The organism is Parapedobacter deserti (assembly GCF_042646065.1).
GTDB lineage: Bacteria > Bacteroidota > Bacteroidia > Sphingobacteriales > Sphingobacteriaceae > Parapedobacter > Parapedobacter deserti.
This window is the reverse complement of record NZ_JBHRTA010000016.1, coordinates 225,348-237,144: the sequence shown is the minus strand read 5'-3', so window position 1 is coordinate 237,144 and position 11,797 is coordinate 225,348. Positions and strand designations below refer to the sequence as shown.

The 11,797-nt window shown below is 50.1% G+C and carries 12 protein-coding genes; 3 read left to right on the top strand and 9 right to left on the bottom strand.

Annotation, left to right across the window (positions count from 1 at the left end; genetic code table 11):
* Positions 1-50: 50 nt before the first annotated feature.
* Both ACFOET_RS06520 and ACFOET_RS06515 read right to left on the bottom strand, forming a co-directional pair.
* Complete coding sequence (locus ACFOET_RS06520) at positions 51-1,298, bottom strand: ABC transporter permease (RefSeq protein ID WP_379020787.1); 1,248 nt, start codon at positions 1,296-1,298, stop codon at positions 51-53.
* A gap of 59 nt (positions 1,299-1,357) precedes the next feature.
* The gene (locus ACFOET_RS06515) at positions 1,358-2,146 is read right to left on the bottom strand and encodes a carboxylesterase family protein (protein WP_379020785.1); all 789 of its coding nucleotides are present in this window, start codon (positions 2,144-2,146) and stop codon (positions 1,358-1,360) included.
* 391 nt (positions 2,147-2,537) lie between these two features.
* On the opposite strand from ACFOET_RS06515, the gene ACFOET_RS06510 reads away from it, so the two are divergent.
* Together ACFOET_RS06510 and ACFOET_RS06505 are read left to right on the top strand one after the other, a co-directional pair.
* Entirely contained in the window at positions 2,538-4,181 is a 1,644-nt protein-coding gene (locus ACFOET_RS06510) for a glycoside hydrolase family 32 protein (RefSeq protein ID WP_379020783.1), read from the top strand.
* Positions 4,182-4,243: 62 nt separating this feature from the next.
* Positions 4,244-5,413, top strand: a complete 1,170-nt coding sequence (locus tag ACFOET_RS06505) for an FG-GAP repeat domain-containing protein (RefSeq protein WP_379020781.1) — start codon at positions 4,244-4,246, stop codon at positions 5,411-5,413.
* 10 nt (positions 5,414-5,423) lie between these two features.
* Here the strand turns inward: ACFOET_RS06505 and ACFOET_RS06500 are convergent, their stop codons facing one another.
* From ACFOET_RS06500 to ACFOET_RS06485, 4 genes are all read right to left on the bottom strand, one after another.
* A complete protein-coding gene (locus ACFOET_RS06500) occupies positions 5,424-6,692 on the bottom strand; it encodes a metallophosphoesterase (protein ID WP_379020779.1) in 1,269 nt (422 codons plus the stop codon).
* A 1-nt stretch (position 6,693) separates the two neighbouring features.
* Positions 6,694-7,755 (bottom strand): ferrochelatase, encoded by a 1,062-nt coding sequence (gene hemH, locus ACFOET_RS06495; RefSeq protein WP_379020777.1) that lies wholly within the window; start codon positions 7,753-7,755, stop codon positions 6,694-6,696.
* A 75-nt stretch (positions 7,756-7,830) separates the two neighbouring features.
* Positions 7,831-8,679: a 4-hydroxy-3-methylbut-2-enyl diphosphate reductase gene (locus ACFOET_RS06490; RefSeq protein WP_379020775.1), complete on the bottom strand. Its 849-nt coding sequence runs from the start codon at positions 8,677-8,679 to the stop codon at positions 7,831-7,833.
* Positions 8,680-8,709: 30 nt separating this feature from the next.
* Positions 8,710-9,864, bottom strand: coding sequence for a serine hydrolase domain-containing protein (locus tag ACFOET_RS06485; protein ID WP_379020773.1), 1,155 nt, complete (start codon positions 9,862-9,864; stop codon positions 8,710-8,712).
* Positions 9,865-9,971: 107 nt separating this feature from the next.
* On the opposite strand from ACFOET_RS06485, the gene ACFOET_RS06480 reads away from it, so the two are divergent.
* Positions 9,972-10,397: a nucleoside-diphosphate kinase gene (locus ACFOET_RS06480; protein WP_379020771.1), complete on the top strand. Its 426-nt coding sequence runs from the start codon at positions 9,972-9,974 to the stop codon at positions 10,395-10,397.
* A gap of 231 nt (positions 10,398-10,628) precedes the next feature.
* On the opposite strand, the gene ybeY is transcribed toward ACFOET_RS06480, so the two are convergent.
* The 3 genes from ybeY to ACFOET_RS06465 form a co-directional block, all read right to left on the bottom strand.
* On the bottom strand, positions 10,629-11,057 hold the full coding sequence (ybeY, locus tag ACFOET_RS06475) for an rRNA maturation RNase YbeY (RefSeq protein WP_379020769.1): 429 nt from the start codon (positions 11,055-11,057) through the stop codon (positions 10,629-10,631).
* Positions 11,058-11,086: 29 nt separating this feature from the next.
* Positions 11,087-11,509, bottom strand: coding sequence for a Holliday junction resolvase RuvX (gene ruvX / locus ACFOET_RS06470; protein WP_379020767.1), 423 nt, complete (start codon positions 11,507-11,509; stop codon positions 11,087-11,089).
* A 63-nt stretch (positions 11,510-11,572) separates the two neighbouring features.
* Positions 11,573-11,779 (bottom strand): hypothetical protein, encoded by a 207-nt coding sequence (locus ACFOET_RS06465; protein WP_379020765.1) that lies wholly within the window; start codon positions 11,777-11,779, stop codon positions 11,573-11,575.
* Positions 11,780-11,797 lie beyond the last annotated feature (18 nt).

Genomic DNA, 11,797 nt, shown 5'->3' with positions numbered 1-11,797 from the left:
ACAACGGAATGGATCATGGCTCAAGATAGGCCCGGCAGATCTTACTCTTACTACTCATACCTTAATGCCTCCACCGGGTCAAGCCGGGAGGCTTTTGACGCAGGATAATACCCCGAAATCATTCCTACGCCGACACAAACCACCACACCCAGCGTGATCCAATTCCAGGGGACGATAAAGCTGGCCCCCATCACGACCGCAAGAATATTGCCGATTAATATGCCCAGGAATATTCCGGCAAAGCCCCCCATTAGGCATATCACCACCGCTTCGGTGAGGAATTGACGGCGGATAACGCTCGGCGTGGCGCCAATGGCTTTCCTGATTCCGATTTCGCGAGTGCGCTCTGTCACGGAAACCAACATAATATTCATCAACCCGATTGAAGCCCCAATAAGCGTGATCAGCGCAATGACGATAGCTCCCAGTGTGACATAGGTCAAACTTTCAATCAATATTTGGGCGACAGCATCGCTCTTGGTGATTTCGAAATTAGTCTCCTGCCCTACCCTGGCGCCACGGATATTGCGGAACAATGCCGTAGCTTCGCCGATCGCCGATTCGATTTGCTGCGGATTGGACGCCATCACCGTGATGGTATACGAAGGAGTGCCCAACGCCATCACAGAGCGGGCCTTCACCAACGGGATGATACAAGCCTTATCGCCACCAAAGCCGGCACTCGACCCTTTGTCTTCCAAGACACCGATTATTGAATAACGAGTATTTCCAATGGTAATAAATTGGTCGAGCGGTTCCTCATTCTTCTTAAATAACCTTTTTACAATCTCCGAACCGACAATAACCACATTGCTGCCGTATTCGACTTCGCGCAGTGAGAAATTGCGCCCTAACGATAAGTTGTATCCTGCTGTTTGCAGATAATTTTCATCCGCGCCCAGCACATTGATATTAGGATTGGTTTGTTCGCTCTTATACTTTGCAGTTGCGCCAAACGAAGCATAGGTGCTCAGCGAGACAACCGCCGGATAGTCAAATTGCTCTTTGAAGGTCTTAGCCTGATAGTAGGTGATGGGTGGATATTGCTTCGGCCGGGTACCGCTTCCGCCGATCTGCACATTGATTCCCCTGTTGCGGATGTTGAACGAGTTGGAACCCATCGCCGAAAAAGAATCGGTAAGTGAGCTTTTGATCGCGTCAATCGAGGTCAGGATGCCCACGAGCGCAGTAATGCCGATGGCAATGATCAGCGCTGTCAGAAACGTCCGTAGCTTATTACTGCTGATGGCTTGCAGCGACAGCTTGACATTCTCCCCATTGGACATTTTTACCGGCATCTCAGAGCAGTTTTACAGATGATTAGACCCCATAGGCCACCATGTGTTACAATACGTGCTTACTTTTTGCTGTGGCTAAACAGCCAGGGAAGCAAATCAGCCTCGGCAAAAGCCGGATCCCAGCTGTTGTGGTTGGCCGTCGGATAGAATGTAGCTTTAGGGCTTGCACCCAAACGCCGAAGTTCAGACACAATGGCGTGCGAGTGAGTCGCCGGAACAACATCGTCCTGCTCTCCGTGAAATATCCATAGCGGCACATGAGCGTACTTACGCACATTGGCCGTATGGTCTCCCCCACAAATCGCAAATGCAGCGGCAAATAACTTGGGTTTGCGCCGTAGTGCTTCATAGGTACCCATTCCTCCCATCGATAGCCCACCGATATAAATCCGCTGTTTATCTACAGGCTCGTCTTTCAACACTTGCTTCACCAGCCGCAGAAACAGCGCCATCCCCTTGGACGGCTTGCCTCCGGTACGGAAATAAAATTCGCGCTTTCCCAGTTCTGCGTTAGATTGGATGTCAACGTTGCTCCAGTAAGAATCCGCCGGACATTGAGGAAATATTACGATAGCTGGAAACGCCTGCCGGATGCTGTCTGCCAAAAACAGCCTGGCTCCGTGAACCAGCTGCCTCGCATTATCGTTTCCCCGTTCGCCAGCCCCGTGCAGAAAGAAAAGGACCGGGTAGCTCTCCTGCGGATCATAACCCTCGGGATATAATATGCGGTACGGCAGTGTGTCGCCACGGTGAATCAAACGCTCGTTCTGAAACGCTGATAGCTCCTGGGTGTATCCACTCATCAACACAAAAACACTATAAAAAACAATCAGTAAGGTTTGCTTCATCGTATCAATACGGTCAAATTATTAGATAAACCCATAAAAGTACTACTTTATTCCTTTCCACCAAATAAAGTCAGATTGTCTTTCATCCGCAAAGTTAGAAAATATCTGCCAAAGTCCTGTTCCTAAAGCATACCAGCTTGTCAGCTGCCGGCGCCAACCAATTGGACAACCGGACTTTCGTTGTGAAGCGTTACGCCATGAGCTCAGTGGACTGGCAATGGCGTGCCTCAGATTTTTTGACCGGTTAGGCCGGGGCATTGCAAATACGCCGGTAAACGAATACCTTCGTGTAGCGGAAACAAATTGAAGTCACCCACTGATCAACTCAGCAAGAGCGGCTGTATAAACAAATCCGTGGCCAAAATAAAACAAATGATTTAAACATACGCTGATGAAACTATCGACAGTCAAAACGGTTACTACCGGTATTTTGCTTTTGGCAAACTTCTTCCTATTCGCCGGCGAAATCGAGATCAACATCACTAAAAGATACCTCAACTTGCCGGTATCACACCAGCAGGATAGAGGCAAAATGACCTTTCACATAAATGGCAAACCCCACATTTCTGTTGTCATACGGCTTGCCGCTGGAGAGACCGACTACTGGGTGTTCAAGGATGTATCCGACTTAAAAGGCAAAACAATGAAGATCACCTATGAGGGCAACCAACATGGACTGCGTAAAATTTACCAAGCCGATACCATCGCTGGACAAGACAGCCTGTACAATGAAAGCAACCGTCCGCAATTTCACTTCACATCACAACGTGGATGGATTAACGACCCCAACGGGTTGGTCTATCATGATGAAGAATACCACCTTTTCTATCAGCATAACCCCTATGAGCGGGAATGGGAAAACATGCATTGGGGACACGCCGTCAGCAAAGATCTGATTCATTGGCAGGAACTGCCGACTGCATTATTTCCAGATCACTTAGGCACCATGTTCTCGGGCTCTGCGGCCATTGACTATAACAATACAGCGGGCTACAACCAAGGTGGTGTACCCGCAATGATTGTTGCCTATACCGCTGATAATGCCGAAAAGCAGGTGCAATGCATCGCTTACAGCCTCGATAACGGGCGTACGTTCACCAAGGATGAAGTAAATCCCGTTATCGACTCAAAACACAAATGGAAGAGCAAGGACACACGCGACCCGAAAGTGTTCTGGTATAAACCGGGCAGCCACTGGGTGATGGTGCTTAACGAACGGGATGGGCACTCCATCTATACATCTACCAACCTAAAAGAGTGGAATTATGAAAGCCATGTCACTGGCTTCTGGGAATGTCCAGAGCTGTTTGATCTTCCGATAGACGGCAACCCCAGCAACACCAAATGGGTCATGTACGGCGCTTCCGGAACCTATATGCTGGGTTCCTTTGACGGCAAGGTGTTTAGGCCGGACGCGGGGAAATATCAATATACTACAGGTTCCATATATGCCGCTCAAACATTTAACAATATGCCGGACGGCCGGCGTGTCCAGATCGGCTGGGGCCGCATAGACCACCCTGGTATGCCCTTTAACGGCATGATGCTGCTGCCAACCGAGTTGACCCTCCGTACCACGAAAGACGGCCCGCGTTTGTTCAATGTGCCAGTGAAGGAAACTGAACGGCTTTTCATGCCGATGCAGCAATGGAGAAACCTGACGTCTGATAAAGCGAATCGGTTAATGGACCAATTTGATGACGCTGATTGCTTGCGGATAAAAACCACCTTTAAACTGTCGCATGCGACCAACGCCGGATTGAATCTGTTCGGTCAACGCATAGTGGATTACGACCTTAATTACAACATGCTGAACGGCGTATTCTATTCACCAGAGGACATGACCAGTATGGAGATTTCAGCCGATATCTACATCGACAGAACCAATATCGAGGTATTTATCGACGGTGGGGCGTATTCCTATTCCATGCAGCGGACGCCTGACGGCAACAACAAAGAGGGCTTTCACTTCTGGGGCAACAACATTGAAGTAAAAAACTTGGAGGTGTTCGGCGCAAAGTCCATTTGGAAATAACTTCATGATGTATAGGCAAACCAAGTGGACGCCATCATTGTTGTAGGAAAAATCAAACTGACATGAGCGATCTTTTTTTGGGACTTAGCTTACTGTTTTATACACCCCAATCGTACCCCTCTTTTGAACAGCAACTAATAGATGACCAGGTATCCATCGGATACGGGCTTGCCATCGGGGACGTCGATGGCGATGGCAAACCCGATATCCTGTTGGCCGATAAAAAGCAATTCGTCTGGTATCGGAATGGGGACTGGAAGAAGTTTGTCATGGTGGAAAACCTGACCGAACACGACAATGTGTGCATTGCGGCGCGAGACATCGATGGCGACGGAAAGGTGGAAGTAGCCGTAGGCGCCCAATGGAATCCCGGAGAAACGGTGGATACCGCGAAGTCCGGGTCCGTGCATTACCTCATCCGGCCGGCCGACCCCACGGAACGATGGACCCCCGTTAAACTGCACCATGAGCCTACCGTACACCGCATGCGCTGGGCAAAAGCCGAGGAAGGAAGATACCACCTCATTGTGTTACCGCTTCACGGCCGGGGCAATCAGCACGGCGAAGGCAAAGGGGCCACAGTAATCGCTTACGAAAAACCCGACAATCCGCGCCAGCCGTGGCGGCATTGGGTCATCGATGAATCCATGCATCTCACACACAACCTCGACGTACACGACGATGGTGGAAACGAATGCATCTATATCGCTGGCAAAGAGGGGGTGAAAGCTTTCTCATATTCCAGGGGCAAGTGGAGGGTCCACGGCAATCGTTGGCTGATAAAGGGCCACGGATTCAGCGAAGTTCGCGTAGGAAGTGCGGGAAACAACACTCCGCTGTTGGCAGGCATCGGGCCGTTGCACGGCAACATACTTACCGCATATGTGCCGCGTGCAGGCATCCCTAAAATCAACCGAGCTGAACAGGTAATATTGGATGAGACACTAAATGAAGGTCACGCCTTAGCTGTCGCTGATTTCAATGGCCTTGGCCGGGATCAAGTAGTGGCGGGTTGGCGCAACCCGAATGAATCCGGACACGTGGGGATTAAACTGTATATACCGTTCAACGCATTATGGGAGGCTTGGACAACCCGTGCAGTAGACATCGGAGATATGGCCTGCGAAGATCTGGTCGTAGCCGATCTGAATGGTGATGGTAAACTGGATATCATAGCCGCAGGACGGGATACCCACAACCTGAAAATTTACTGGAACACAACTGAGCAGTGATGTAAAACGGTTAGGCGTTGCCCCGTTTCGGGTTCTCGCCCTTTAGCAATTCGAAAACCGTGATCTCAGGTAAGATACCCACGCGTCCTGGATAGCCCAGAAATCCGAATCCAGTGTTGACATAAAGCTGCTGTTTACCTTCCTGATACCGCCCTGCCCACTCCTTGTAAATGTACTGTGCAGGACTCCATTTGATATTGCCGATGCGTACGCCGAATTGCATGCCGTGGGTGTGGCCTGCAAACATCACGTCCACGTCAGGTCTTGACAACACTTCTTCCCGCCAATGCGAGGGATCGTGTGACAACAGCAGCTTTACCGGCATCTCCTCGCTACCTATAAGGGCCTGATCAAGACGGCCGTGCTTCGGAAATCGTCCGGTACCCCAGTTTTCCACACCGATGATACCGATTTCCTCATTATCCACGCGAAGCCTCCGGTTCTCGTTGAGCAGCAGGTCCCAGCCCATCACCTTATGGGTGTCTTTCAGGTCTTGAAAGTTCTTGGCTTTCGCCGTTGACGCCTCCGGACCGAAATGGTAGTCACCGTAGTCGTGGTTACCCAATACGGAATAAACACCCAAAGGAGCCTGAACCTTGGAAAAAATATCCTGGTAATCGCGCATCTCCTTGGCCAGGTGGTTTACTAGGTCGCCCGTAAAGAACACAACATCCGGCTTTTCCGCTAATAGCATCTCCACCCCGCCTTGCACCGCTACCTTGTTGTAAAAACTCCCGGAGTGGATGTCGGACAACTGCCCGATCTTTATGCCGTGAAACTCACGGGGCAGGTTGGGCAGATAAAGCTTCTGCCGGCGCACTTTGTAGTCATACGCGCCGGATATCACTCCCCAACCCATCGGCGCGATGGGGATCGAAGCGACGAGAATGCCCGCTTTGGTCAAAAAGTCCGACCGTGTGATACCATTTACCGGCCGCTCAGGAAGTGGGGCTTCCGCCGTTGCCAGCTGTTCCCGCTTCGGAGTAATCAGCCTTTTCAGCCATATCCCACCCCGCCGTATGTCATCGGCAAGCAAAACCAATAAATAAATAAATTTAGCGACAAACGTCAGAAAAAAGGCGACGAGAATAATGGAGCGCATCATCAATGGCATACTGATGTAGATGCTGAGTACCATCGCTCCGGCAAGGGCTAAACTATAAGTCCACCATAGCCGCGAAAACAAGGCGGTTTTTGCCCATTTCAACGACGAAGCCCGTAACGCTTTGTAAATATAGAAGTCTATTACGAGTAATATAAACGTATTGAAAACAATCATCTTATAACGTCAAACTTTCACTTTTCGGCCACCCTGACAGCTCTCCCCGCGCCAATTGTTCCAGTGCTGCAATCCACTTGGGATGGTCATTAAGGCTTTCCACCAGTTGCACCTTTTCTCCGCCAAGCTCCTTAAATTCAGTTGCATATTCTGTGCCAATTTCGTAGATGGTCTCCAGGCAATCCGCTACGAACGCCGGGCTGAACACGAGCAGTCGCTTTTTACCTTTTGCTGCTGCCTCTTTCAGTACGTCGCTCGTGTATGGCTGTATCCACGGTGTTTTGCCAAGCCGCGACTGAAAGCACACGGTATAATCGTCCGTTTTCAAGTCAAGGCGCCCGGCGATGAGCCTCGTGGTAGCGTAGCACTGCGCCACGTAACAAAATTTATTGAGCCCATCAATCCGTTCCCGGCAACCCGCTTGGTCACAAACATGCTTGCCGCTACCATCCACATCAAGTAATTGCCTCACCGGCAGCCCGTGGTAACTGAAGAGAAAATGGTCGTATGTTTCCGGCCGGTGTTTCTTGGCGTTTTCCACAAACACCTCCACCATCAACTCGTTATCATAGAAGTGGTTGGCCACCGATAGCGCCGGAAACGTCGGCCAATCCCTTATCTCTTCCGTTATCTTTTCGATTACGGACCCCGTAGTAGCCGAAGCATACTGCGGAAACAGCGGTACAATCCGTATACTATCCACATTTAGCCGCTTCAAATTTGCCAATGCTTTAGGGATAGACGGATTTTGATATCGCATGGCCAGTTCCACGTGGTAGTCGGCGCCAAGCTGCTGCTGGAGCAGCTGCCGCTGTACTTTGCTGTAATGCAGCAGAGGCGAACCAGTCTGGCTATCCCATATCTCCCGGTAAAGCTTTGCCGAATTGGGCGCGCGGAACGGCACAATAATTCCCTTTACCAGCAGTGTCCGCCGCCAAGCAGGTATATCGATGACCCGTCCATCCATCAAAAACTCGATAAGATAACGCTTCACGTCCGGCACAGCAGGACTGTCCGGTGTGCCGAGGTTGATTAACAATACGCCCTTCTTCACTTTACTCATGGACAGCAAAGATACGAATTTATCAAGGGAGCACCCTTAATACAGTGATAATTTGATGCTTAGATGACTTGACGATTAAAATTTTTCCAATGCAGCTTTCACCTGTTCCATCAGCCACATCGGGGTGGATGTTGCGCCGCATATGCCGACGGTATCACCCGGACTGAAGTTCTCGCGCTTCAGTTCCGAAGAGTCCGATACAAAATAGCTGTTAGCGTTGCGACGAAGGCATACATCATACAATACCCGGCCGTTTGACGACTTTTTGCCCGACACGAACACCACCTTGTCAAAGCGGGCGGCAAAATCGCCCAACTCGTCATAGCGGTTTGACACTTGCCGGCAGATCGTGTCATTGGCTTTCACATCATACCCTCGGCTGAGCAGTTCGTCTTTTATGGCATAAAACTTATCCACGCTTTTGGTAGTCTGGCTGTAAAGCGTAAAACTATCCGGCAATTCCATTCCGTCCAATTCGGCTATATCCTGAAAAACGATGGCGTCGCCGTTGGTCTGACCATGTAAGCCGATGACTTCCGCATGGCCATGCTTGCCGTAGATCAGGATTTTCTCCTGCTGATCGTAGGATGTTTTCACCCGGTTCTGCAACTTGAGCACCACCGGGCAGGAAGCATCAATAAGCGTAATGTTATTTTCGAGCGCGATGCGGTAGGTCTCAGGGGCTTCGCCATGCGCACGGATGAGTACCTTTTCGTTTTTCAATGCGGGCAGCTGTTCATGGCTGATGATCCGAAGCCCCTTGGCCTTCAGGCGGTTCACCTCTTCATCGTTGTGCACGATATCGCCAAGGCAATACAGGTGTCCGTCCTGTTGGAGTATCTCCTCTGCCATATCAATGGCATACACCACCCCGAAGCAGAACCCGGAATCTTTGTCGATGGTCACCTTTAAGTTATAGCCCATACCTTTGCAAAGGTATATAAAATCCGACAGCTATAACAAAAAATTATGGTACAGGCAGTTGTATACCGCGTTAAGAAAATCGTTGATCACGTCATCCTTAAATCCGGTAATACAGCCGTTGGTAATTGCTACGATGCCAAATTGCTCTTCGGGCTGAAAGTACATGGCGCTGTACAAGCCGTATGCAATGCCCTCGTGGCCGGTAAGCGCCTTGCCGGGGATGAGGTCGTCTATGGTGCGTAGCGCCAACCCGTAGCCCGACTTAGGAGTGAGCACCGCTTGCATCATGCGGCTACTTTCTTCCGATAGAATACGGACCCCCCGGGCTTGGCCGTAATGCATATGCATAATCATGTACCTCGCCAGGTCATTCACTGAGAGTTTCATTCCGCCTGTTGGCGAAAAGACAGGGGTGCTATAACCGTGGACGTAATCTTTGATTGCTTCTGCGCGCGATTGGTACGCTGCCGGGGAAGCCGTAAAGCGGTTGGCTTCACCATTGTATGAATACAGTGTGACAAAGCGCTGGCTATCTAAGTCATCTACATTATATCCCCCATACAGCCCAAGCGGTTCGAGAATATGCTGTCTAATATAGTGATCAAACCGCTGGCCGGAGCGCTTTTCAAGGATCGCTCCTGCAAGGTTAAAGTTGAGGTTGCAATATTGGTAATCCATACCGGGTGCGTAGGTATTGTAAGCTTTGGCCCAGTCGGCGTTCTTCTCCGGGTTGAGCGCGTCCAACGTGAAATACCCGCCCTTGTCGCTGATGCTGGATCGGTGAGACAGGATCATCCGCAACGTGATTACCGAATCGGGATAGGCGGGATTACGTACACGGAACCCGATAAGGCGGCTCACATCATCTTCCAGTGAAAGCTTTCCCTCATCCACCAGCTGCATGATGCCCGTAGCTACGAACGATTTCGATATCGAAGCAATGCGGAAGAGGTCATCGCTACTCAACAGTTCTCCGCGCTCCCGGTCTTTCAGACCGAAAGATCGGCTATAGAGAATATCGCTGCCCTTCACTACCGCCACAGACAGTCCAATGGCTTGGTGGCGACCCATTATCGCCATAAGGTCCTCTTCGGCCTGCGCCACGCGCTGTGCGCGACACGGATTGGCAACAAATAATAAGGCGAACGCAATCACGGCCAGCCTTTGCGAATTGCTTTGGTTCATGGTGTAAATATAATCATATTTTTGACTGTCATTGCTCGAGCGGCCAGCGGCCGCTCGCATCTTGCATAAGCAATGCAATATACCTACCTTTGCGCAAATTTTTCCAAATGGCAAGAACGACAAACAAAACTTTCACCATGATCAAGCCCGACGCGGTATGCAATGGCCACACCGGAGCGATTCTGAACGATATCATTGCTGGGGGGTTTAAGCTCGTTGCAATGAAATACATTCGCCTGACCCGGGAAACCGCCGGGGCGTTCTATGCAGTACACAAAGAGCGCCCGTTTTACGGTGAGCTGGTAGACTTTATGACCTCTGGTCCGATCGTGGCCGCCATCCTTGAAAAAGAAAATGCCGTTGAGGAATTCCGTAAGCTTATCGGGGCCACCGACCCTGCGAAGGCCGAACCTGGAACTATCCGTAATAAATACGCGAAGTCCATTGAAGCCAATGCCGTACATGGCTCTGACTCTGACGAGAACGCGGAAATTGAAGGCAGCTTCTTCTTTTCCGAATTCGAACGGTTTTAACGCCTAGGGTCTTACCCCGAAGCGGCCTTCAGTCGGCTCATTGAATTATTGAAATATGTACTTCGGCTTAACGGGATCGCAAAAGAACCCGTTAAGCATCTTAGGGCAAAGGGGTTTGAGGCAAAACCGTTTCTTAGTTTACTACTTTGTTTAGCCGAAAATGCTAACTTGGATGCATGTGTTCCGCCGATGCACAGGATCATGTTACGATACGTGGATGCGAAAGCGAGGTTACACAAACACCCGCTTGGCAAGGTAGAAGTCCTCTTTTTCCGTCATCTGCAATTTATCCGCTTTCTTCTTGTCACGGTATCCACAAAGGTGAAGGATACCATGGATGATCACCCGGTGCAGCTCGTCTCGTTCGGGCACCCCAAACTTAGCAGCATTTTCGCGTATACGGTCGACACTGATGAAAATATCCCCTGCAACAACGTTTTCTTTTTCACTGCTGTCGAACGTTACAATGTCGGTATACGTGTCGTGCTTTAGGTATTGTTTGTTGATGTCTAACAAGTAGGGATCACTGCAAAAAATGATATTGATCTCACCGGTCCGGAAGCCTTCGGCTACCACAGAATTTGAGAGCCAATGCCTTACGGCCCCCTTTTGCTTGAGTTGAAAATCTGTATCCTCTGAGAAGAAGTGAATGTTACGCATGGTATCTCGATGATGCCAAAGGTAAAAATTTACCCCTGAAACGCGCGCTTCTCTAGAAATGATTGCAGGATAAGCACTGCCGAAACGCTGTCAATCAGCCCTTTCTCCTGCCGCTTTTTCCTGGGCATTCCACTTTGGGAAATACTTGCAGACGCCATCTTGGAAGTAAACCGCTCATCGATGGTTTCGATGGGAGTGCCTGGGAATGTCCGCCGCAATGACCGTATGAAACCTTTTACATGCGGCGCCGATTGGGAGTCGGTGCCATCCATCTGTCGAGGCATGCCTACCACAAAAGTTGACACGGTTTCGCGTGCTAGGTACGCCTTTACATAGTCCAGCACATCCTTGGCGTGTACCGTATCAAGCGCTGTTGCGATTAGTTGCAGCGGGTCGGTCACGGCAATGCCGACCCGCTTAGTTCCATAATCAAACGCCATAACACGCATCATTAGGCAAAGGTACACTAAAAATGTGTTCCGCCGGCACAGGCAGCCGACGGTAGTCAGAAAACATTACGCGAAAATATAAATCAAATAGATGACTCCCAATATGGCGATGGCAATAAACACCGCCACCCAGATGGTAAAACTCGCCGACCGATCATTGGGCTCTTTTATTGCCTCCGGTGAAGGGGCCGGATCGTCTTGGTGTGCCGCATAGTTGTCTTCCGCTTCTATATTCCCTTCTTGATCTCTCCGATGACTGTTATTGGTTTCCATAACACTAATTCTTTGGTC

Coding starts and splice junctions, on each gene's coding strand:
- ACFOET_RS06520 (WP_379020787.1), bottom strand. CDS start 1,298: ATGCCGGTAAAAATGTCCAATGGGGAGAATGTCAAGCTGTCGCTGCAA.
- ACFOET_RS06515 (WP_379020785.1), bottom strand. CDS start 2,146: ATGAAGCAAACCTTACTGATTGTTTTTTATAGTGTTTTTGTGTTGATG.
- ACFOET_RS06510 (WP_379020783.1), top strand. CDS start 2,538: ATGAAACTATCGACAGTCAAAACGGTTACTACCGGTATTTTGCTTTTG.
- ACFOET_RS06505 (WP_379020781.1), top strand. CDS start 4,244: ATGAGCGATCTTTTTTTGGGACTTAGCTTACTGTTTTATACACCCCAA.
- ACFOET_RS06500 (WP_379020779.1), bottom strand. CDS start 6,692: ATGATTGTTTTCAATACGTTTATATTACTCGTAATAGACTTCTATATT.
- hemH (WP_379020777.1), bottom strand. CDS start 7,755: ATGAGTAAAGTGAAGAAGGGCGTATTGTTAATCAACCTCGGCACACCG.
- ACFOET_RS06490 (WP_379020775.1), bottom strand. CDS start 8,679: ATGGGCTATAACTTAAAGGTGACCATCGACAAAGATTCCGGGTTCTGC.
- ACFOET_RS06485 (WP_379020773.1), bottom strand. CDS start 9,864: ATGAACCAAAGCAATTCGCAAAGGCTGGCCGTGATTGCGTTCGCCTTA.
- ACFOET_RS06480 (WP_379020771.1), top strand. CDS start 9,972: ATGGCAAGAACGACAAACAAAACTTTCACCATGATCAAGCCCGACGCG.
- ybeY (WP_379020769.1), bottom strand. CDS start 11,057: ATGCGTAACATTCACTTCTTCTCAGAGGATACAGATTTTCAACTCAAG.
- ruvX (WP_379020767.1), bottom strand. CDS start 11,509: ATGATGCGTGTTATGGCGTTTGATTATGGAACTAAGCGGGTCGGCATT.
- ACFOET_RS06465 (WP_379020765.1), bottom strand. CDS start 11,779: ATGGAAACCAATAACAGTCATCGGAGAGATCAAGAAGGGAATATAGAA.